Annotated in this window: 22 protein-coding genes, 1 riboswitch and 1 other annotated feature; of the genes, 18 read left to right on the top strand and 4 right to left on the bottom strand. The window is 49.4% G+C overall.

Annotated features, from left to right (window positions below; genetic code table 11):
- Positions 1–7: 7 nt before the first annotated feature.
- Positions 8–979, top strand: coding sequence for a glycosyltransferase family 2 protein (locus NQS30_RS19305; protein ID WP_007610846.1), 972 nt, complete (start codon positions 8–10; stop codon positions 977–979).
- An 88-nt stretch (positions 980–1067) separates the two neighbouring features.
- Here the strand turns inward: NQS30_RS19305 and NQS30_RS19300 are convergent, their stop codons facing one another.
- Positions 1068–1244, bottom strand: a complete 177-nt coding sequence (locus tag NQS30_RS19300; RefSeq protein ID WP_164463354.1) for a hypothetical protein — start codon at positions 1242–1244, stop codon at positions 1068–1070.
- 99 nt (positions 1245–1343) lie between these two features.
- Positions 1344–2693, bottom strand: a complete 1350-nt coding sequence (gene htrA, locus NQS30_RS19295) for a serine protease HtrA (RefSeq protein WP_157696431.1) — start codon at positions 2691–2693, stop codon at positions 1344–1346.
- A gap of 278 nt (positions 2694–2971) precedes the next feature.
- On the opposite strand from htrA, the gene NQS30_RS19290 reads away from it, so the two are divergent.
- The 10 genes from NQS30_RS19290 to NQS30_RS19245 all read left to right on the top strand — a co-directional run bounded on the left by NQS30_RS19290 (position 2972) and on the right by NQS30_RS19245 (position 14053).
- A complete protein-coding gene (locus NQS30_RS19290) occupies positions 2972–4531 on the top strand; it encodes an MFS transporter (protein ID WP_218791609.1) in 1560 nt (519 codons plus the stop codon).
- Between the two features lie 155 nt (positions 4532–4686).
- Positions 4687–5511, top strand: coding sequence for a M55 family metallopeptidase (locus tag NQS30_RS19285; RefSeq protein WP_007407248.1), 825 nt, complete (start codon positions 4687–4689; stop codon positions 5509–5511).
- A gap of 14 nt (positions 5512–5525) precedes the next feature.
- Positions 5526–6452: an ABC transporter permease gene (locus NQS30_RS19280; RefSeq protein WP_007610853.1), complete on the top strand. Its 927-nt coding sequence runs from the start codon at positions 5526–5528 to the stop codon at positions 6450–6452.
- Between the two features lie 5 nt (positions 6453–6457).
- Positions 6458–7405: an ABC transporter permease gene (locus tag NQS30_RS19275; RefSeq protein WP_025284618.1), complete on the top strand. Its 948-nt coding sequence runs from the start codon at positions 6458–6460 to the stop codon at positions 7403–7405.
- Between the two features lie 5 nt (positions 7406–7410).
- Complete coding sequence (locus tag NQS30_RS19270) at positions 7411–8439, top strand: ABC transporter ATP-binding protein (protein WP_101669638.1); 1029 nt, start codon at positions 7411–7413, stop codon at positions 8437–8439.
- Entirely contained in the window at positions 8436–10055 is a 1620-nt protein-coding gene (locus tag NQS30_RS19265; RefSeq protein WP_012117375.1) for a peptide ABC transporter substrate-binding protein, read from the top strand. The genes NQS30_RS19270 and NQS30_RS19265 overlap by 4 nt, the downstream gene beginning before the upstream one ends.
- 87 nt (positions 10056–10142) lie before the next feature.
- Positions 10143–11078: a S66 peptidase family protein gene (locus tag NQS30_RS19260; RefSeq protein WP_301294486.1), complete on the top strand. Its 936-nt coding sequence runs from the start codon at positions 10143–10145 to the stop codon at positions 11076–11078.
- 36 nt (positions 11079–11114) lie between these two features.
- On the top strand, positions 11115–12182 hold the full coding sequence (locus NQS30_RS19255; protein ID WP_369878817.1) for a dipeptide epimerase: 1068 nt from the start codon (positions 11115–11117) through the stop codon (positions 12180–12182).
- Positions 12179–13078, top strand: coding sequence for a C40 family peptidase (locus NQS30_RS19250; RefSeq protein WP_015239704.1), 900 nt, complete (start codon positions 12179–12181; stop codon positions 13076–13078). The genes NQS30_RS19255 and NQS30_RS19250 overlap by 4 nt, the downstream gene beginning before the upstream one ends.
- A 3-nt stretch (positions 13079–13081) precedes the next feature.
- Positions 13082–14053, top strand: a complete 972-nt coding sequence (locus tag NQS30_RS19245; RefSeq protein ID WP_007610864.1) for an ABC transporter ATP-binding protein — start codon at positions 13082–13084, stop codon at positions 14051–14053.
- Positions 14054–14080: 27 nt separating this feature from the next.
- Here the strand turns inward: NQS30_RS19245 and NQS30_RS19240 are convergent, their stop codons facing one another.
- Both NQS30_RS19240 and NQS30_RS19235 read right to left on the bottom strand, forming a co-directional pair.
- Positions 14081–15130, bottom strand: a complete 1050-nt coding sequence (locus NQS30_RS19240; RefSeq protein WP_025284622.1) for a lactonase family protein — start codon at positions 15128–15130, stop codon at positions 14081–14083.
- A 70-nt stretch (positions 15131–15200) separates the two neighbouring features.
- Positions 15201–16061: a dimethylarginine dimethylaminohydrolase family protein gene (locus NQS30_RS19235; RefSeq protein ID WP_124693079.1), complete on the bottom strand. Its 861-nt coding sequence runs from the start codon at positions 16059–16061 to the stop codon at positions 15201–15203.
- Between the two features lie 189 nt (positions 16062–16250).
- On the opposite strand from NQS30_RS19235, the gene NQS30_RS19230 reads away from it, so the two are divergent.
- From NQS30_RS19230 to proA, 7 genes are all read left to right on the top strand, one after another.
- Positions 16251–16769: an acyl-CoA thioesterase gene (locus tag NQS30_RS19230; protein ID WP_003154772.1), complete on the top strand. Its 519-nt coding sequence runs from the start codon at positions 16251–16253 to the stop codon at positions 16767–16769.
- 99 nt (positions 16770–16868) lie between these two features.
- A complete protein-coding gene (locus tag NQS30_RS19225) occupies positions 16869–17414 on the top strand; it encodes a GNAT family N-acetyltransferase (RefSeq protein WP_122503854.1) in 546 nt (181 codons plus the stop codon).
- A gap of 12 nt (positions 17415–17426) precedes the next feature.
- A riboswitch (guanidine-I (ykkC/yxkD leader) is annotated at positions 17427–17535 on the top strand.
- A gap of 66 nt (positions 17536–17601) precedes the next feature.
- On the top strand, positions 17602–17940 hold the full coding sequence (locus NQS30_RS19220; RefSeq protein ID WP_007407236.1) for a DMT family transporter: 339 nt from the start codon (positions 17602–17604) through the stop codon (positions 17938–17940).
- Complete coding sequence (locus NQS30_RS19215) at positions 17940–18254, top strand: DMT family transporter (protein WP_007407235.1); 315 nt, start codon at positions 17940–17942, stop codon at positions 18252–18254. Before NQS30_RS19220 ends, NQS30_RS19215 begins: the two co-directional genes overlap by 1 nt.
- Positions 18255–18328: 74 nt before the next feature.
- Complete coding sequence (gene purU, locus NQS30_RS19210; protein ID WP_007407234.1) at positions 18329–19231, top strand: formyltetrahydrofolate deformylase; 903 nt, start codon at positions 18329–18331, stop codon at positions 19229–19231.
- An 86-nt stretch (positions 19232–19317) separates the two neighbouring features.
- Positions 19318–19531, top strand: a binding site (T-box leader).
- 69 nt (positions 19532–19600) lie between these two features.
- On the top strand, positions 19601–20713 hold the full coding sequence (gene proB, locus NQS30_RS19205) for a glutamate 5-kinase (protein WP_218791610.1): 1113 nt from the start codon (positions 19601–19603) through the stop codon (positions 20711–20713).
- Complete coding sequence (proA, locus tag NQS30_RS19200; protein ID WP_015239711.1) at positions 20710–21957, top strand: glutamate-5-semialdehyde dehydrogenase; 1248 nt, start codon at positions 20710–20712, stop codon at positions 21955–21957. Before proB ends, proA begins: the two co-directional genes overlap by 4 nt.
- Positions 21958–21991: the final 34 nt, after the last annotated feature.

Below are 21991 nucleotides of genomic sequence, written 5' to 3'. Positions count from 1 at the left end.
AAAAAACATGAGCAGACATATTCAATATTCAATAGTCGTCCCGGTTTATAACGAGGAACTCGTCATTCAGACAACCTATCAGCGCCTGAAAGAAGTCATGGATCAAACAAAAGAGCATTATGAATTGATCTTTGTCAATGATGGAAGCAAAGACCGCAGTATTGAGATTTTAAGAGAGCAAAGTCTGATTGATCCGAGAGTGAAAATTATTGATTTTTCCAGAAACTTCGGACATCAGATCGCGATCACAGCGGGTATGGATTATGCAGAGGGGAATGCAATCGCCGTCATTGACGCCGATTTGCAGGATCCTCCTGAATTAATCCTTGATATGATTGAGCAGTGGAAAGAAGGCTACGATGTAGTGTACGCCGTCAGAACGAAACGAAAGGGAGAAACCTTTTTCAAGAAACAGACGGCCTCTATGTTTTACCGGCTGCTGCGGAGCGTGACTGATATTGATATTCCGCTCGACACCGGAGATTTCCGCCTGCTGGACAGAAAAGTCTGTGATGAGATGAAAAGATTAAAAGAAAAAAATCCTTTTGTCAGAGGACTCGTCAGCTGGGTCGGCTTTAAGCAGACTGCTGTAGAATATGAACGTGATGAGCGGCTTGCGGGGGAAACGAAATACCCGCTTAAAAAAATGCTGAAGCTTTCCATGGACGGGATCACAACGTTCTCTCATAAACCGCTCAAGGCGGCAAGCTATGCGGGAATGATCATGTCCGGAGCGGGTTTTCTCTATATGTTTATCGTTTTATACATGAAGCTGTTTACGAACAGCACCATTACGGGCTGGTCCTCTCTGATTGTGATACAGCTGTTATTCAGCGGCATCGTTCTATTAATGCTTGGAATGATCGGCGAATATATCGGAAGGATTTATGACGAAGCAAAAGACCGTCCGCTCTATATCGTGCAAAAAGCGTACGGCATGAAAAACGAAAAGATTTATCGGGACCAGCATATGTCTTAACCGAAACACCCTGTCCGGCCAGCGGACAGGGTGCTTTTATGTGAAATAAAAGCCGCGGGATGACAGAATGTCCCGCGGCTTTTTTCATTCATCTGCGGCCGGTCTGCGTGTGCAGAGAGCGCATGATCAGTCCGGTTCCCGAAAGGTTCAGTAAAATGCTTGCGCCAAGCGTCATACCCCAAGCAGCGTTTTGCTGAGGAAACTGAATGCTCAGCTGCAGCAAGATCAGGCCTGTAACGACCAGCAAAAGTCCGGTTTGTTTCATGTGTAAGTATCCTCCTTTGTACACTAAGTCATACGGCTGATCCAGGCCTAAAGTTTCCGCTATACATAAAAAATCCAAGGCGGCTGCCTTGGATTTTTGTTAAGAAGATGTTTCTTCTTTTTGAGTCAGTTTCATTTTTTTCGTCATTTCCTTGCCGTTTCTGATAATCTTCACGTCAACGGTGCTGCCGACTTTCGTATTCTTGTAGAGAATATTGCGAAGTTCGCTGCCCGTGCCGGTTTCTTTCCCTTTTAAGCTGATAATGATGTCTTCTGCTTTTAATCCGGCTTTGGCAGCAGGTGAGCCCTGCGCCACTTCGCGAATATAAACGCCTTTATTCAGCTGTTTGCCGAAAAGCCCGAGTGTGCCTTCCTGATAGTTTTGCGGCACTTGTTCCAAGTCGATCATGCTCACGCCGATATAAGGGCGCTCCACCTGTCCTTTCGTGAGAAGCTCTTCGGCGATCGGTTTTACATCGTTGCTCGGGATGGCAAAGCCGATGCCTTCTACATCACTTTCGCTGATTTTCATGCTGTTGATGCCGATGATTTTGCCGTCTGTATTCAAGAGCGGTCCGCCGCTGTTTCCGGGATTGATGGCGGCATCGGTTTGGATGACGTTGATGCTCGACTCGCCGGCTGACGTAGAGATCGAGACGGTTCTGTTTAAGCCGCTCACGATGCCTTGTGTGACGGTGCGGGAAAGGTCTTTTCCGAGCGGATCACCGATGGCGATGACGGATTCACCCGTTCTGAGAGCGGATGAGCTGCCGAAGCTTGCCGTTTTTGTCACGTGTTTATCACTGATTTCTAAAACGGCCAAGTCTGTCAGAGAGTCGCTGCCGACGAGTTTAGCTGTTACATCGGTGCCGTCAAATAATGACACTTTAAGGGAAGAGGCGCCTTCGACCACGTGGTTATTCGTAATGATATACGCTTTGCCGTTTGCTTTCTTAAAAATAACGCCTGAACCCGATCCCGTTTCCGCATCATCACCCGACGAATTAGAGTTTGAATCTGAGCTTGATCCGAATCCGAATAAATCGGAACTGCTTTGCTGCTTCTGCAGATTGGTGATCCCGACGATCGCCGGTGAAATGTCTTCCACCATATTCGAAATGCTGCTTGAATTTGCCGATGAGCTGTTTGCCGATTTGCCGCTGTCTGATTCAGAAGATGTCTGCTTGGCGGTTACCGATGACGTTTCCTGAGCGGGAGCCGGATTGGAAGTATCTTGAGTCTGATGGTCTCCAAGCGGCGTAAATGTATAGATGCCGAGGGCGAGCCCTCCGCCGATCACTCCGCCGAGAAGCGGTCTGAACCAGCCGAAGCTTCGTTTTTTCTTGTCCTCGTCCGGCGCGGAATATCTGGCCGTCTGCGGGTTTTCTTTTACTAAAAGGACTTCCTGTTCTTTTTGGTCTGTCCGATTTTCATCACGATAGTTATCCATCATGTTCACTCCGTTTCTCTATTTCATCATAGCATGATTTGCCTATTATTACTGACTCCATCTTAAACAAAAAGTGTGGGATAATAATGAAAAGATTGTGGGAAATTGTGAAAAAGACGAAATCGGACGCGCGGCGCTTTATATTGACAATTTCCATCGGATTTGAAATAATAAATGAGATATTATGTTCAATCCTTCACATGAAAAATTCTGTCAAGCTAATGGGGGAGATCTGTTAGCTTTTTCACTTTGTCAAATAGTCAGAAAGGAGCTGTCACATGAAAGAAAAACATCACTGGATTATTTCTCTGCTCGCTGTATTGGCGGTCGGGCCGGGGCTGATGTCGAATACCGCTCTTTCGGCTGTCCAAAGCCTTGTCCGGCAGACGGTCGGCGGGGAAAACTTTGACTCTTTTCATCCGATTATTATCGGTAATATGGCATTTGCCTTATTCGTGCCGGCGGGGCCGTATTTAAGAAAAAGATTCGGCTCCCGGCCTGTCTATATGATTTCGATGGCCGCGGGTGTCATCGGAGCGCTCCTTGCTGCTGTGACAAATGATATTTATCCGCTCGCCGCGGGCCGTTTTTTACAGGGAGCTGCGGCGGGCACTATGCTGATGATTATGATCCCGATGCTGGTGCTTTCGTTTCCGATTGAGCGCCGGAATTACGCATTATTTGTGTTAATCGGCGGATTTTACGGGTCCGTCATTATGGGAACCGTTTTAGGCACGGCGGCGGCAAGCGCCGGCCATTGGCATTGGCTGTTCGGCATTTTTGGCCTGCTGTCTTTTTTCGGCCTCATTTTCAGTTATATGTGGCTGCGGGATGACGCTCATAAAAATGCTGAAAAATCTCCATTTGACGGTATCGGTTTTCTGTTAGCGGGTGTATCAGCCGTGCTGACTGCCTATACATTTATTCATCTGCCGAAATGGGGCTTTTCATCATGGCAGACATTGGGGGGATTTGGAGGAAGCATCGTCATTCTTCTGATCTTGCTGATCATGCAGTACAGAAACGAACATGCGCTGATTTCGATTAAACTTATGCTGATTCCAAAGCCGATTCTGGGTGTTTTCATGATCGCTGCGGGCAGTATTTCCATAGCGGTCAGTCTTTCTGCATTTCACGGGGAGCTTCAGACCGCATATCATATGTCACAAACTCAACTGATATTCCTTTATGCGAGCCTTTTGGGAGGCGTGGCCATCGCCGCTGTCATCAGTGCATTAGCATATGATAAAGTCGGTCCGGGCATGCTCGGCATAACAGGCTCTGTTATACTGGTGTTCGTGAATTTCCAATGGATGACGGCAGATCATCATATACCGCTTATTCTATTTGCGGGGCTTTTCGTGATGCTGGCGGCCGGGACAGGGCTTATTGTGGCAGCCGGACTGATGGGAGCCGCGTTGGGCGGGCCGCTTCCGGAACTGGTGAAACGCATGACGGCAGTTCAGTTTTTGAGGCTTTTCATTTATATGGGCGCACCTGTTTTAATAGGGTATTTTACGAAAAGAGATGCTTCCGGCACGCTTGGGGGCGCGCGCGGCACACAATCGCCGCATGACCTGCTGATGGGGACATACAGCGATTTGTTTCTTATTGCTTTCATCTTAAGCTTGCTTTTAGTGTGTTTATCATTTGTCATGAATGCGACCGGCATGGGACATAAGCTGGCGCATAAACCGCATGCCGTCCGTAAGCAGGCGGCTGAACAGCCTTCGCCGCAGGCTCCTGAACCGATCAGGCATCAGGTCATTCCCGATCATGAATACAGAAGTACGGTCAGACAGTTTCAGCGTCATCATATAAGCAAAAACAGTATGTAACTTTTTCTATCAGCAAACCCTTTTCCCGGTGAAAAGGGTTTGTTTTTTCCCATAATGGCAGAATGGTATATTGCATGTTTCATCCTTTTTTAATATAATTTGTTAGAATATTCATAATTCAATATCGAAATTTTAAGTAAAAAAGGAGGCATTACATGAAACTGTATCTATCTGTGGATATGGAAGGGATTTCCGGACTGCCTGATGAAACATTTGTCAATTCCCGCATGCACAATTATGAGCGCGGCAGGGTTCTGATGACCGAAGAAGCAAACTGGTGCATCGCAGAAGCGTTTAATAACGGATGCACGGAAGTGACCGTGAATGACAGCCACTCAAAGATGAATAATCTGCTCGCGGAAAAACTTCACCCTGAGGCAGAGCTGATTACGGGGGATGTCAAGCCGTTTTCCATGATGCAGGGGCTTGATGAATCGTATTCAGGTGTGATGTTTATCGGCTATCATGCGAGAGCGTCGATGCCGGGCGTCATGTCGCACAGCATGATATTCGGCGTCCGCCACTTTTACATAAATGATAAGCCGGTCGGTGAACTGGGGTTAAATGCCTATCTCGCCGGATTTTACGATGTCCCGGTCATCATGGCTGCAGGAGATGATTGCGCCGCAAAAGAAGCGGAGGAGCTGATCCCGAATGTGACGACTGCCGCCGTCAAACAAACCATTTCAAGAACCGCGGTCAAATGCCTGTCCCCTCAAAAAGCCGGACGGCTCCTGACGGAAAAAACAGCCTATGCGCTCAAAAATAAAGATAAGGTCAAACCGCTGACTCCGCCTGAAAGACCTGTATTAGGCATTGAATTTGCCAACTACGGACAGGCTGAATGGGCCCATTTAATGCCGGGCACAGAAATCATCCCGGGAACGACAATCGTTCAATTTCAGGCAAAAGACATGCCGGAAGCCTATCAGGCCATGCTCGTCATGACAGAACTCGCCATGAGAACAACATTCTGTTAAAGGGGTGAACGGCATTGCTGCGGTATTTTATCAAACGTTTTATCGCCATGATTATGACCGTCCTCGTCATCACCACTCTGACATTTGTCATGATGAAAGTGATACCCGGCTCGCCTTTTAACGAAGAGCGGGGCACAAACGAAGCGGTCCAGCGAAATCTCGAATCCTACTACCATCTGAACGAACCTCTTATCACTCAATACGCCATCTATCTAAAATCCATTCTTACCTTTGATTTCGGTCCTTCAATTAAAAAACCGTCAGACAGTGTAAACGCCATGCTTGAACGCGGGTTTCCGGTCTCATTTGAGCTTGGGATAACGGCGATCATCATCGCGGTTATTTCCGGGCTCGCGCTCGGCATAATGGCCGCTCTCAGGCGCGGCGGATTTCTCGATTACGCGGCCATGAGCCTTGCGGTGCTCGGGATTTCCATTCCGAATTTTATTATGGCTACGCTGCTGATTCAGCAATTTGCGGTTCATCTGAAATGGTTTCCGGCAGCTACCTGGACGAGTCCCGTTCACATGGTCCTGCCGACTGTTGCGCTTGCCGTCGGTCCCATGGCCATTATCGCGAGGCTGACAAGATCAAGCATGGCCGAAGTGCTGACTCAGGATTACATCCGCACGGCAAAAGCAAAGGGGCTTTCTCCCGTCAAAATTGTGATCAAACACGCATTGAAAAATGCTCTTATGCCTGTTGTGACAGTACTCGGGACGCTTGCCGCAAGTATTTTAACAGGCAGTTTCGTCATCGAGAAAATTTTTGCCATACCGGGAATGGGCAAATATTTCGTAGAAAGCATCAATCAGCGTGATTACCCGGTCATCATGGGAACGACCGTATTTTACAGTGTGATTCTGATCGTCCTGCTGTTTCTGGTTGATTTGGCATACGGCCTGTTAGACCCGCGCATAAAACTTCATAAGAAAGGGTGATCCTGATGAATCTCCCGCAAGAAACGGTAAAACACACAGAAGTGCCTGATGACTGGTTTCAGCCGGGCGCGGAAAGAAAGGGTGAAACCGAGTCGGTCAAGCGTCCGAGCCTGTCTTACAGTCAGGATGCGTGGCGGCGGCTTAAAAAGAACAAATTGGCGATGGCCGGGCTTGTGATATTATGCTGCCTGTTTCTATCGGCTGCTTTCGGTCCGCTGATATCACCGCACAGCGTGACAAGGCAGACGCTCGCCGAGCAGAATCTTCCGCCGTCTTTTTCACACTGGTTCGGAACCGATGAACTTGGCCGGGACGTGTTTACAAGAACATGGTACGGAGCGAGGATCTCTTTATTTGTCGGTGTGATGGCGGCGCTGATCGACTTTTTGATCGGCGTCATCTACGGAGGCGTCGCCGGCTACAAAGGGGGCCGGACAGACAGCGCCATGATGAGAATCATCGAGGTTCTCTACGGATTGCCGTATCTGCTCGTTGTCATTTTGTTAATGGTGCTGATGGGGCCGGGGCTCAGTTCCATTATCGTCGCTCTGACCGTGACGGGATGGGTCGGCATGGCGCGGATTGTCAGAGGGCAGGTGCTGAGGATGAAGCATGATGAACACGTATTGGCTTCGAAAACGTTTGGAGCGAAAACATTTCGGATCATTAAGAAAAATCTGCTGCCGAATACGATGGGAGCCATTATTGTCCAAATGACGCTTACGGTGCCGGCGGCGATTTTTGCGGAATCATTTTTAAGTTTTCTCGGACTCGGCATTCAGGCGCCGTTTGCAAGCTGGGGAGTCATGGCAAACGACGGGCTGCCGGCGATTTTATCAGGCCATTGGTGGCGGCTGTTTTTCCCCGCTTTTTTCATTTCCTTGACGATGTACGCGTTTAACGTACTTGGAGACGGCTTGCAGGACGCGTTAGACCCGAAACTGAGGAGGTAGGAAAAATGGCGCAGCAAGTTCTTTCCGTTCAAAATCTGCATGTTACTTTTTCAACATACGGAGGCACTGTAAAAGCCGTCAGAGGCGTCAGCTTCGATTTATATAAAGGTGAAACGTTTGCGATCGTCGGTGAATCGGGCTGCGGAAAAAGCGTGACGTCACAAGCCGTGATGGGTCTTCTTCCGAAACATTCGGCAAAGATTGAATCCGGAAGCATACAATTTAAACAGAAAGACCTTTGCCAAATGTCGGATCGGGAAATGCGGGCAATCCGGGGGCGCGATATTTCTATGATCTTTCAGGACCCGATGACGGCGCTCAATCCGACTTTGACCATAGGGAATCAGCTCTCAGAAGCGCTGTTGGAACACCGCGCCATGACAAGAAAACAAGCTGAATCCGAAGTTCTCGCCATGCTGGATCTGGTCGGTATCCCGGACTCGAAATCCCGCCTGAAGCAGTACCCCCACCAATTAAGCGGGGGCATGCGGCAGCGGATCGTGATCGCGATGGCTCTGATCTGCGAGCCGGAAATTATGATCGCCGATGAACCGACAACGGCTCTTGATGTGACGATTCAAGCACAAATCCTTGAATTATTTAAGAAGATTCAAAGAAAAACAGGCGTGTCTATTATTCTGATCACACACGATCTCGGCGTCGTCGCTCAGACCGCCGACAGAGTCGCCGTCATGTATGCGGGGAAAATCGCCGAAATCGGCACGAGGCATGATATTTTTTACCGTCCGGCTCATCCGTACACAAAGGGGCTGCTTCGTTCAGTGCCGCGGCTGGATATGGAGGATAGTGAGCTGTCGCCGATTGACGGGACGCCGCCTGATTTATTCGATCCGCCGCCGGGCTGCCCGTTTGCCGCCCGCTGCCCGGACAGGATGATCGTCTGTGAAAAGGTATACCCGGCAACAACCGTGAAATCCAAAAGCCATATCGTCAACTGCTGGCTTCAGGATCACCGTGCAGAGCGGCTGAAGCAGCAGCTGACGGCAGCAGAGGAAAAAGGGGGATTGAAATGAAAAAGAGATGGGCGATCGGTGTGATTGCTGTTGTTTCGTTTGCTCTGATGGGCTGTACAGCCAATGAACAGGCGGGGACAGAACCCGGAAAAGCAAAAGAACAGGGGGGTGAAACGGTGCTGCGGCTCAATAACGAAAATGAGCCGACCTCACTTGATCCGCCGATCGGATTTAATAATGTTTCCTGGCAGCCGCTGAATAACATCATGGAAGGATTGACGAGGCTCGGAAAAGATAATAAGCCCGAACCGGCCATGGCGGAAAGCTGGAAGGTGTCCGCTGATAAGCTGACATATACCTTCAATATCCGGGATAACGCCGAATGGACAAATGGCGATCCCGTTACGGCGGAAGACTTCGTGTACGCCTGGAAACGGATGCTCGATCCGAAAACGGGCGCATCTTCCGCTTTTCTCGGCTATATGATCAAAGGCGGGGAAGAATTTAACAGCGGAAAAGGCAAACAAGAAGACGTGAAAGTCACGGCAAAAGATAAAAAAACGCTTGTCGTCACACTGGCGGCACCGCAGGATTATTTTCTGAGCGTCGTGTCCAATCCGGCGTATTTCCCGATTAATGAGAAGGTCGCCAAGGCTGATCCGAAATGGTTCACTGAAGCAAAAACCTTTGTCGGCAACGGGCCGTTCAAACTGACGGAATGGAAGCATGACGACAGCATGACGATGGTCAAAAACGAGACGTATTGGGATAAAAAGACAGTGAAACTGGATAAAGTCACATGGGCGATGGTCAGTGACCGGAATACCGATTATCAGATGTTCCAGTCGGGGGATTTGGATACCGCCTTTGTGCCGGCAGAGCTGAGCGAGCAGCTGATGGGAGGGAAAAATGTCCGCACGTGGGATCAGGCCGGACTCTATTTCTATCGTTTTAACGTAAAAATGGAGCCGTTTCAAAATGAAAAGATCAGAAAAGCGTTCGCGGCAGCGATTGATCAGAAAGAAATCACGGATTATGTGACCAAAAACAGTGAAAAGCCGGCACATGCCTTTGTGTCCCCGGGATTTACTCAGCCTGACGGGAAAGATTTCCGCGAAGCGGGCGGCAGTTTATTAAATCCGGATGAATCAGAAGCCAAAAAACTGCTGGAAAAAGGCATGGCAGAAGAGCATTATGACAAGCTGCCCGCCGTTACATTGACATACAGCACAAAACCGGAGCATAAGAAAATAGCGGAAGCGATTCAGCAGAAGCTCAAAAGTGTGCTCGGTATAGACGTTAAGCTCGCCAATATGGAATGGAACGTCTTTTTAGAAGAGCAGAAAGGACTGAAGTTCCAGTTCTCTCAAAGCTCATTTTTACCGGATTACGCAGATCCGATCAGTTTTCTAGAGGCTTTCCAGACGGATAATTCCATGAACCGCACCGGCTGGGGCAGCGCGGCATACGACGGCTACATCAAGCAGGCAAAACAGGAAGCCGATGCCAAAAAACGTTTTGCGCTCATGCATAAAGCGGAAAAACTGCTCATGAACGAGGCTCCGATCATTCCGATTTACTTTTACAATCAGGTGCATCTGCAGAACAGCGGCGTGAAGGGCATTGTCCGGCACCCCGTCGGTTACATTGATCTGAAGTGGGCGGAAAAGTCCTGATCTTACAGCGGAAACATACGCCGCTCTTTTGCCGATAAAGGAGCGGCGTGTTTCACTTTTCAATCCGGAAAGGAGATTGAAAAAGTCATGAACCATAAACCGAAAGCACTGCAAAAAGGCGACACGGTCGGTGTGATTGCGCCCGCAAGCCCGCCTGAGAGCGGGACGCTGCAAACCGCGCTGCTGTTTTTAGAGAACGAGCTTGGCCTTCAAGTGAAACTCGGCCGGGCGCTGAAGACCCGTCACGGCTATTTGGCGGGAGAGGACCGGGCGCGCCTCGATGATCTCCATGACATGTTTAGTGATCAGAGTGTCAAAGCGGTGATATGCGCGTGCGGAGGATTCGGCACGGGCCGCATTGCCGCCGACATCGATTTCGGCTTAATCCGCCGCAATCCGAAAATTTTCTGGGGATACAGTGATATTACGTTTTTACATACCGCCATTCATCAAAATACGGGGCTCGTCACATTTCACGGCCCGATGCTGAGCACGGATGTCGGGCTTGAAGATGCTGATCCCCTGACAAAAGCGTCGTATCATCAGCTTTTTACAGAAACGGAATTCACCTATACGGAGGACATTTCTCCCTTAGAGGTGCTGACAGGCGGAAGGGCCGAGGGAGAGCTTGCGGGAGGCAACTTGTCGCTCATTACGTCCACACTCGGCACGCCGTTTGAAATTGATACAAAAGACAAATTGCTGTTTATCGAGGATATTGATGAGGAGCCGTATCAAATCGACAGAATGCTGAATCAATTAAAGATGGCCGGAAAACTGTCAGACGCAGCCGGAATCCTGGTCTGTGATTTTCACCAATGCGAACCGAAGCATAAAGAAAAGTCGCTTACTTTAGAGCAAGTGCTGAACGATTACATTGTCAAATCAGGGAAGCCCGCGCTCAAAGGCTTTAAAATCGGCCATTGTTCACCGAGCTTCGCCGTTCCGATCGGAGCCCGCGCGGTTATGGATACGGCGGCCAAAGCGGTAACGATTGAATCGGGGGTTTCCGGAAGGGAGTGATCAGGCGTGAGGATTACAGATATTCAAACGGGACGGATGTCCGTGCCGCTGAAAAAGCCGTTTAAGACCGCTTTACGCACGGTTTACAATGCTGAATCGGTCATTGTGAAGCTCACTTTTGACAACGGTCTGACCGGCTGGGGGGAGGCGCCGCCGACGGTTGTCATTACAGGCGACAGCGCGGACGGTATTGAAAGCGCCGTCCACGATGTGCTGAAGCCCGCTCTCTTGGGGCGGGGCATTTCCGGCATGGAAGCCGTTTTGTTTGATATCAGCCGGCTGTTGGAAAGAAATCAAAGCGCAAAAGCCGCGGTGGATATGGCTGTATATGACGGATGGGCGCAAATGCACGGACAGCCGCTTTACCGGCTTCTCGGCGGCTATCGGAATACACTGGAAACAGATTTTACCGTCAGCGTTAACTCTCCTGAGGAGATGGCGGGGGATGCAGACCGTTATGTGAACAAAGGATTTCATATTTTAAAAATAAAAGTCGGCATAGGTGACATATCAGACGATGTTGCCCGGATTCAGGCGATCAGATCACGTGTCGGCGCAAACGTCAAACTGAGATTGGACGCCAACCAAGGCTGGACGCCGAAAGAAGCCGTGACTGCGATCCGAAAGATGGAAGACGCCGGACTGGGCATTGAGCTGGTCGAGCAGCCTGTTCACAAAGACGATATCGCCGGGCTGAAGCAGGTCACAGATGCCGTAGACACGCCGATTATGGCGGATGAGAGCGTCTTTACCCCCCGTCAGGCCTTTCACGTGCTGCAGACGAGAAGCGCCGATTTAATTAATATTAAGCTGATGAAAGCGGGCGGCATAAAGCAGGCGGAAACAATCAATGCGATGGCGGAAACGTGCGGCGTGGAATGCATGGTCGGCAGCATGATTGAGACCAAACTCGGCATCACCGCCGCGGCCCATTTTGCCGCGGGCAAACGGAATGTGACAAGGTTTGATTTTGATGCGCCGCTTATGCTGAAAGATGATTTGATTCAAGGCGGCATCACATACAGCGGCAGTCAGATTGCGATTCCCGACGAACCGGGTCTCGGCATTACCGGTGTGTCGATACAAGAGGGGGCGAAAAGATGAGAGCAGCCGTTACAGCGGCGGCAGCCAACGTATGGACGCTGCCGTCATCTCCCCGTTCGTATGATGCGCCGATGCTTGAAAACCCGCCGCAGATCAGAAAATGGTTAGCGTCTATGGGATATGAAGAGCGGCTGCAATTATGCACAGACAACCTTGTCCAAACGCAAGCGCTTTTCGGGGAAGAAGTGATCATTCTCAAAGAGGAAGGGGAATGGACTTTTGTCGCCGTTCCCGGCCAGCCTTCAAACAAGGATGTGCGCGGATATCCGGGGTGGATGAAAAAAAGCCAGCTTTCAAAAGACGGCTTTCATACATCTTCCCCCGCCGTATGGATTACCAAACCGACAGCTTTTTTATATCACACAAATGGCGAACCGGACTTGGAAGTAAGTTTCCTAACGCGTCTTCCGGCATCAGGACGTGAGAAAGGCTTTTTCCGGGTGGTGACGCCGCTCGGAGAAAGGTTCGTAAATGAAGCTGACGCAGACGAGTGCCGGCATACGGAAGGACGGGCGGCCGATGTCATCGAAACGGGCATGATGTTTCTCGGGCTTCCGTATTTATGGGGAGGACTGAGCGGTTTCGGGTTTGACTGTTCCGGGTTTATGTATTCGATATTTAAAGCAAACGGCTATACCCTTCCCCGTGATGCAACGGACCAAGCAAAAGCCGGATGCGGCGCGGCGGTAAACGATATCCTGCCGGCTGACCTTTTGTTTTTCGCCTATGAAGAAGGAAAAGGCGCGATCCACCATGTCGGTTTGGCGCTGGGAGACGGCCGAATGCTGCACTCCCCGAAAACGGGAAAAACAATCGAAGTGCTGTCTTTGGAAGGAACCGTCTATGAAAAAGAATTATGCACCGTACGCCGCTGTATAAGCGAAAAGGGGGAATAGAAAATGACGGCATCTCCGCTCCTTGAAGTCAGCGGGCTGAAAATGCATTTTGACGCAGGAAGAAAGAAAGCCGTAAAAGCAGTCGACGGTGTCAGCTTTCACATTAAAAGAGGGGAAACATTCGGACTTGTCGGAGAATCGGGATGCGGTAAATCGACGCTCGGAAGGGTTATTCTCCGTCTGTATGACCCGACGGCCGGTTCGGTATCATATGAAGGGACGGATATACACCGTGCCGCGGCAGAACAGCGGTCGGTCTTCTTCCGCAAGCTGCAGATGATTTTCCAGGATCCTTACGCCTCGTTAAATCCGCGCCTGACCGTAAGGGAAATTATTATGGAGCCGATGGAAATCCACAATCTTTACAATACAAGGAAAGCCCGTCTGATGATGGCGGATGAACTGCTTGAAGCTGTCGGGCTCCATCCGGATTTCGGCAGCCGGTATCCCCACGAATTCAGCGGCGGACAGAGGCAGAGAATCGGGATTGCCAGAGCGCTCTCTCTGCATCCCGAATTTATCGTGGCGGATGAGCCGATTTCCGCGCTGGATGTGTCGGTACAGGCTCAGGTCGTCAACCTTTTAAAAAGGCTTCAGAAAGAGAAAGGGCTGACATTTTTATTTATCGCCCACGATTTATCAATGGTCAAGCATATCAGCGACCGGATCGGCGTGATGTATTTGGGCCGCATGATGGAAATTACAGAAAGCGCTGCGCTTTACCGGGAACCGCTTCACCCTTATACGAAGGCGCTTTTATCCTCAATCCCGATTCCTGATCCGCTTCTTGAGGACAAGCGTGAACGGATTATTCTGAAAGGGGAGCTGCCGAGCCCCCTTAACCCGCCGAGCGGCTGTGTATTCAGGACGCGGTGTCCTGAAGCGATGGAGCTCTGCGGTAAGATAACGCCAGAGCTTGAAGAAGTGAAGGCGGGGCGTTTTGTCGCCTGCCATTTATACAAAAAAGAAAGCTGACAATATAAAGTCAGCTTTCTTTTTTGATTAAACCTGATGCAGAAATGACACGCAGACCGGATACGGAACCGGAATGTCAGATTGAAGCAGAGTCAATTTGCCCGTTTCCGGATCACGTTCAAACAAAACCAGATTTCCCGTTTCTTCGTTTGACGCGACAAGGAATGTCTCGGAAGGGTCAAACGCGAAATCACGCGGCCAGTTTCCTTCTGTCGGCACCCATTCAATAAGAGACAATTCGCCGGAATATTGGTTGATCTTAAAGATGGCGATGCTGTCATGTCCGCGGTTGGCGGCATAAAGAAATCTGCCGTCTTTAGATATGCGGATCGCGCTGCCTTGCGATTTGTCCGTAAAGCCTTCAGGCAAAGCGGAAATGACCTGCAGCTCTCTGAATTCACCTAAGGTCGGGTTGTATTCAAGCGCGATGACTTCATTACTGATTTCCGTCATGACATAGGCGTATTTTTCCGCCGGATGGAAAACGATGTGGCGCGGCCCTGAACCCGGTGCGAAAGAGTGAGTTTTCACCTCTGTGAGCGAACCGTTTTTCATTTGGTAAGTATAAAGCGTATCCGTCCCTAAATCGACGGCTGCAATGTAGTTATGCTCAGGTGTATAGCCTGCGAAATGGGTATGCGGTTTCTCTTGTCTTTCATGAGGACCTGTTCCCGTATGAGCGGCTTCGGCAGCCGGCTCCCGCAGACTTCCGTCTTCATTGACGGGAAAGGCGTGCACTTTTCCGCTGTGGTAATTAGCGGTTAACACATATTCATGTTTATCATCAATGCTGACGTGGCATGGAGACGGGCCTTCAATCAGCTGGTGGTTCACAAAAGTTAATTCCCCGCTGTTCTGATGAATCTGATAGGCTGCGACGCCGCCTTTTCCGTCTGCCTTTTCAATGGAATACAGCATGCTGTTATCAGAATTCGGAGTGACGTATGTCGGGTTGCCGAGCTTTGCTGCCAGCTTCGGACGGCTGAGCCGTTTCGCTTCTGTATCAAGTTCAAAACAATAAATGCCTTCGCTTCCGCCTTTTGTATATGTTCCCGCGTATCCTATGTACTTAGCCATTCGGTTTCCCCCTTTAGAGTCTTGTCTTCTCTATATTAACGTATCTTGAAGGAAACTGCCTTGTAAATGTTTAAGATGTTCTGACAAGCGGCAAGGTGCAGCAGCGGAAGGAACCGCCTGATTTAATAATTTCGGAAAACTCGGTTTCAATGACTGTATAACCTCTTTTTCTGAGCTCGCGGTTCGTATGACGGTGCTGCGGCAGGCTGATAATTGTCTGAGTGCCGATTGACAAGATATTCGGACCGAGCGTGAATTGCTCTTCTTCAGGCACTTCTATCATCTCAAAACGTTCGGCGAGAAGATCAATTTCTTTCTGCCGCAAGCCATTTTTGCAGTATAGCGCCTCCGTTTCCGAGATCATATTAAATACACAGTCCAAATGTAAGAAATCCTCCTTGAGAGGGATCGGCACAACCGTCATCTCCGGCAGCGCCTCCTGCAGCTCCCGGACAGCCGCTTTATCCGTGCGCTCGCTCAGCCCGGCGTAAACGGTGCCGTCTGCGATCAAGATGTCGCCGCCTTCAATGTTCGCTTTTTTCAGTCGCGTATAGGGGATTTTCTTATTGTCAAGCAGGTTTTGAAACACTTTTTCTTCTCCCTGCCGGACTGAAGCCGCCATGTTTGAAATAAACGCCGTCTCCCCTAAGACAAATCCGATATCCCGGGTGAATACCTGCTCAGGCAATGCGGGATCGGCAGGCAGCAGGACGACTTCAATCTGATGAGATCTTAAAATGTCAATAAACTCACTATGCTGTTTGAGGGCAACGGGTATGTTAATATTTTCTTGTTTGAAATGTTTCTGCGTTCCGTTAATAATATCCTTGATGGCCATGTGTTCCGGCCGGCATAAGATGACTGTCTGCAAAGCATCAAACTCACTGCGGCAAGCCGGTTTCCGCGTGGATTTGGGAATGGATACGTCCATGTGATATCCTCCTATCGGTATTCAATGTGCGTTTATTATTCCCGGATGTGATGAATAATGAAACATTTATGAGAGAATATCTAACCAACTTAATATTTAAAATTTTAGACAAAACGATCAAAGTATTGTTTAATAGGGTACAGATGAATGAGTCAAAACGACCAGACACCAAAGGGGAGTTTAAATAATATGAAGTTGCCAGAATCAAGATTTTGCAAAGAAACAAGGGTTGTTAAAACAAGCAGGGTTTTTCCGCTTGATACGAATAATCACAATACGCTGTTTGGCGGAAAGCTGATGAGCTACATTGATGATATCGCTTCAATTTCCGCGGCCCGCCACTGCCGGTGTGAAACAGTCACGGCCTCAATGGATTCTGTGGATTTTTTGCGCCCCATCGGCCAACAGGATTCCGTATGCCTTGAATCTTACGTCACATGGGTCGGCACATCGTCTATGGAGGTGTTTGTTAAAGTCATTAAAGAACATCTGATGACGGGCGAACGCGAGCTTGCGGCAACGTCGTTTCTGACCTTTGTCGCGCTTGATTCAAACGGGAAATCGGTACCCGTTCCGCGGATCGTGCCGGAAACCGAGGAAGAAATCATGCTTCACAATACGGCCGTTCAGCGCGCCGGAGAACGAAAAAACCGCTTAAAACACAGCAAGGCCCTGGCCGAGGCGCTCGGAACAGATAAACCTTGGTAATCGTCAAACCGCTTTTTTAAAAAGCGGTTTTTTTATGCTGAGAAAGGACTTTTCCTGCCGGATCCATAATCTATTACAGGGAAAGGAGACGTGGCGTGCATGATGAAACATAAGTCTTCCGGCACCATCCTGACAACCGGGCGTATCCGTCTGCGGACTATGCGGGATGACGATGAAGAAAATTTGTACGGGCTGTTTACCGACAGAGAGGTCATGAAATATTATCCTTCTCTTAAAAGCAGACGGGAAACGAAGGAATGGATTGCCTGGAACAAACGATTGGCCGCAGGATACGGCGTCAGTCTTTGGATCGCAGAGGATAAAGAGACGGGCGCATTTCTCGGTCAATGCGGAATCGTTCCGCAGACGGTAAACGGAAACACTTTGATGGAAATCGGCTATATGTTTGCCAGCCGCCGCTGGGGCTGCGGCTATGCGACAGAGGCGGCGAACGCCTGTCTGGACTACGGTTTTCATACGCAGCAATATGGACGCATAGCGGCGCTGATTGATCCGGAAAACGCTGCCTCCGTCCGTGTCGCGGAAAAAATCGGTATGGTGCCCGGTGAGACCGTTACCAAATGGGAGAGGCAGCTGACGGTTTTTGACATCACATCTGACGTTGAACGTTTCGGCGAAATGTAGTATGATACGAACAGACATGTTTTCTAGGGTTCCGCATGTTCATACATGGCCTGGTCCGAGAGAAAACACATATGCGGACATATCCCGCATATGCACACGGAGGGAAAAAAGCCCGGGAGAGTCAATCTCATGTGAGACGACTATCCGGGCTTTTTTGTATTGTCCGGATACAGAAAGGGTGAAGAACATGAAATGGGGTTTAGTGGTCATAGCGGCCGTATTTGAAGTGGTATGGGTCACCGGCCTGAAACATGCTGATTCGGCACTGGCGTGGAGCGGCACGATTACGGGAATCATCATCAGTTTTTATCTATTAATCAAGGCGACAGACAGCCTGCCCGTAGGAACGGTATATGCGGTCTTTACCGGACTCGGGACAGCGGGCACCGTGCTCAGTGAAATCCTGCTTTTCAAAGAGCAGGCCGATCCGGTGAAAATCGTGCTGATCGGCGTTTTGCTGATCGGTGTCATCGGATTAAAGCTGGTCACACAGGATAAGCCTGAGACGAAGGAGGAGAAGGCGTAATGCATTGGATCAGCCTGATAGCCGCGGGTCTTTGTGAAATGCTCGGGGTCATTTTAATGAATCAATTTCAAAAAGAAAAGAAAGTCAAATGGATTCTTTTCATTATCGCCGGATTTGCGGCTTCTTTTTCCCTGCTTTCTTATGCGATGGAGACGATCGCGATGGGCACGGCCTATGCGATCTGGACCGGTATCGGCACGGCGGGCGGCGCATTAGCCGGCATTCTTTTCTACGGCGAGCAGAAGGATGCGAAGCGCATCTTTTTCATTGCGCTTATTTTATGCGCTGCCGTAGGGCTGAAAATTCTTTCGTAAATTGATTTTTATCAAATCTTCAGTATAATCTATTAGTAAGTTACGAATTATGAAGATACGAGGGATTAAAACAGATGAATTCATATATGACACAGCGGCTGAAAGAATACCGCCGCGGGAATGAGGAAAAAGGGCGCCTGCTTGTCAGCTGCCCCGACCAGCCGGGAATTGTATCGGCCGTGTCGGCGTTTTTGTTTGAACATGGCGCAAACATTATTGAATCAAATCAATACACGACTGACCCTGAAGGCGGACGGTTTTTTCTTAGGATCGAATTCGACTGCAAGGGCATTCGTGAGAAAAAAGAGGACTTACAGCAGGCGTTCGCCTCAATCGCCCAGACATTCGGCATGACATGGAGCCTGTCTCTGGCAAGTGAGCTGAAGCGGGTGGCGATCTTTGTATCGAAGGAGCTGCACTGCCTTCATGAACTGATTTGGGAATGGCAAAGCGGCAATATGATGGCCGAAATTGCGGTCGTCATCAGCAACCACGAAGAGGCCAAAGAAGTGGTCGAACCGCTGAATATTCCGTTCCATTACATGAAAGCTAACAAAGACATCCGCGCCGAAGTGGAGCGGCGCCAGCTTGAGCTGCTGGAGCGGTATAAGATTGATGTGATCGTTCTTGCCCGCTACATGCAGATTTTGACGTCTGATTTTGTATCTGCCCATCCGAATCGGATTATTAACATCCACCATTCATTTCTGCCGGCCTTTATCGGCGCTAACCCGTATAAACGGGCTTATGAGCGCGGAGTGAAATTAATCGGCGCGACCTCTCACTATGTGACGGACGATCTTGATGAAGGGCCTATTATTGAACAGGATATTGAACGCGTCGATCACAGAGATCACGCAGAGGATCTGAAGAATATCGGCAGAACGATTGAGCGGAGCGTGTTGGCAAGAGCCGTAAAATGGCATCTGGAAGACCGCGTCATCGTTCACGGAAACAAAACGATCGTATTTAATTAATGGCGGTCCGCCGGGGAGGCGGACTGTTTTTTATGGATGAAAATGTCTTGACAAGAACCTGTTTTCTTTGCATAATATAAAAAAATCATTGAGCGTTGAAGAGGATCAGTACGCAGAACTTTCTGTGACAGAGAGCAAAATGGCCCGCTGAAACATTTTGCCGCATGAAACCTGCCGAACCTGCCTTGGAGTCCTGAGGGGAAAACTCAGGCGCGATAACCTGGCGTTACAGGAAAGCGGGACGCGTGAAAAACGCGTTCAAACAAGGTGGTACCACGGAAAGCCCATTTCGTCCTTATTTTTCAGGACGGAATGGGCTTTTTTTATTGAAGAGAGCCGGTTTGGATTGATTGCCACGGAGGAGAAACGATGAAAAAACAAAGAATTGTTGTGAAAATCGGGAGCAGCTCGCTCATCAACAGTAACGGAAGTATTGATGAAGCAAAAATCAAGGAACATACGGAAGCCATTTCTTTATTAAAAGAAAACGGGCATGAAGTGATCCTCATTACCTCAGGCGCGGTGGCAGCGGGTTTTTCCGCTCTCGGCTATCCGTCGCGACCCGTTACGATAAAAGGAAAGCAGGCAGCTGCCGCAGTCGGCCAGACACTTTTAATGCAGCAATATATGGACCATTTAAAAAGATACGGTCTGACGCCGGCACAAATTTTATTAACAAGAAATGATTTCTCAAAAAGAGAGCGGTACAGAAATGCCTATGCCACTGTAATGGAACTGTTGGAGCGGGGCGTCGTGCCGATTATTAATGAAAATGATTCCACATCAGTCGAAGAGCTGACGTTCGGTGATAACGACATGCTGTCGGCGCTTGTAAGCGGTTTGATTCATGCAGACCAATTAATGATTCTCACAGACATTAACGGGCTGTACGATGCCAATCCGAATGAAAACCCGGACGCAAAGCGGTTCGACTATCTGAATGACATCACACCTGAATTGCTCGGATATGCCGGATCAGCAGGCTCAAAGGTCGGCACCGGAGGCATGAAGTCAAAACTTCTCGCCGCCCAGACCGCATTGTCGCTCGGGGTGAAGGTATTTATCGGAACCGGCTCCGGACGGGAAAAACTGATGGGAATTTTAGACGGAAAAGGCGACGGCACTTATATCGGCGATAAAGACCTGTCCTCAGTAAATAATACACGGCAATGGATCATGTTTCATTCTCCGATATCAGGGGAAATCATCATTGATGGGGGAGCGGAGCAGGCGATGATTCATAACGGGTCAAGTCTCCTCCCGGCCGGCGTCGCCGATGTCTGCGGCAGTTTTCCGAAAGGGGCCGTAGTGGAAGTCAAAGGGCCCGGCGGCATTATCGGCAAAGGGCAGACGCAGTACTCATCCGATGAAATTTTAGAAGCCAAAGGGAAGCGGAGCGACCAGCTTTCAGGAACGAAGCAGGTGGAAGTGATTCACAGAGATGATTGGGTGAATTTATTAGACGAGGGGGAACACAAATGAGTGAAGTATTGCAAAAAGCAGCCTTGGCAAAAGAAGCGGCTGCCGAAATGGTCATGAAAACGACGGCTGAAAAAAACGAAGCGCTCCAATGTATCGCAGACGGACTCAGAAACGAACGCCGGCTGATTTTAACAGAGAATCAGAAAGATATTGAAGCGGGACGGAACAGAGGACTGACACCTGACATTATTGACAGGCTGACTCTTGATGAAAAACGCCTGCTCGATATCGCGGACGCCGTGGAACTATTAATCGGTCTTGAAGATCCCGTCGGTGAATCGCTGGAGACCATTCAAAAAGAGAATGGATTATCCATTGAAAAAATCCGCGTGCCCCTTGGAGTAGTGGGCATGATCTATGAGGCCAGACCGAACGTTACCGTAGACGCGGCCACACTCTGTCTGAAAACCGGAAACGCGGTTGTGCTCAGAGGAAGTTCTTCCGCCATCCACAGCAACATAGCGCTTGTCAGTGTGATGAAACGCGCACTGGGGCTGTCAAAGCTTCCGATTGATGCCGTTCAGCTCATAGAAGATACAAGCAAAGAAACCGCCAAACAGCTCTTTACATTAAATGACGGGCTGGATGTATTGATCCCGCGCGGCGGTAAAAAATTAATTGATCTAGTGGTCAGGGAATCAACCGTACCCGTTTTAGAAACCGGAGCGGGCAATTGCCACGTGTACATAGATGAGTCAGCAGATCCTCAAATGGCAAGCGAGGTCGTCATCAATGCCAAAACACAGCGTCCTTCGGTCTGCAACGCGATTGAATCTCTTTTGATTCATGAAAAATGGGCCGAAGAACACGGACGAAAGCTGCTGAATCAGCTGACAGAAAAAGGGGTGGAGCTCCGAGGAGACCAGGTAATTTGCGGACTGGAGCCTCAAGCGAAACAAGCAGAAGAAGCCGATTGGGGAGCGGAGTACCTGGCGCCGATTCTCAGTGTGAAAACGGTGCAGGACGTACAGGAGGCGGTCCGCCACATTCAGCAGTACGGCACAAACCATTCAGAAGCCATTCTGACGGAGAACGCCGAGCATGCGGCTTACTTCCAGACCGCCGTTGACGCCGCCGCCGTGTATCATAATGCTTCAACCCGGTTTACGGACGGTTTTGAATTCGGATACGGAGCCGAAATCGGCATCAGCACGCAAAAGCTTCACGCGAGAGGGCCGATGGGGCTTCCGGCGTTAACATCTACAAAAATCATCATCAAAGGAAACGGACAAATCCGTGTATAATCTTTTAAGCTTATCCTTCAAAAAGGGTAGGCTT

It is taken from the genome of Bacillus sp. B1(2022), assembly GCF_040259625.1.
In the GTDB taxonomy this organism is placed as follows: domain Bacteria; phylum Bacillota; class Bacilli; order Bacillales; family Bacillaceae; genus Bacillus; species Bacillus velezensis.
The sequence above is the reverse complement of the archived record's forward strand: the minus strand, read 5'-3'. Positions and strand labels throughout refer to the sequence as shown.